The 301-nt window shown below is 45.2% G+C and carries 1 protein-coding gene; it reads left to right on the forward strand.

Annotated elements, in window-relative coordinates:
* Positions 1-38: 38 nt before the first annotated feature.
* The coding region (locus FS628_RS30415; protein WP_222125325.1) for a 30S ribosomal protein S2 at positions 39-301 on the forward strand (263 nt) is incomplete at its 3' end.

The following is a 301-nucleotide window of genomic DNA, read 5'->3' on the forward strand; positions in this document are numbered from 1 at the left end:
GTTTGAAAGAATTGGAAGGTTGGGAAGAAGAGGGTAGATTGGGTGTATTGGGTAAAAAAGAAGTAATGTTGGTTGGGAAAGAAAAAGATGGTGTTGAGAAATTGTTGGGGGGTATTAAAAATATGAAAGGCGTGCGAAGGGGGGTGTTCATCATGGATGGAGGGAAAGAGGGTATGGGTGTTGGGGAAGGTGGGAAATTGGGTATCCGAATTGTAGGTATGGTTGATAGTAAGTGCGATCGGGAGGAGATGGATCATGTTATGCGGGGTAATGACGACGCGATCGGGCGTGATAAATTGGT

The organism is Paenibacillus xylanexedens, assembly GCF_007676705.1.
Taxonomy (GTDB): Bacteria; Bacillota; Bacilli; order Paenibacillales; family Paenibacillaceae; genus Paenibacillus; species Paenibacillus xylanexedens_C.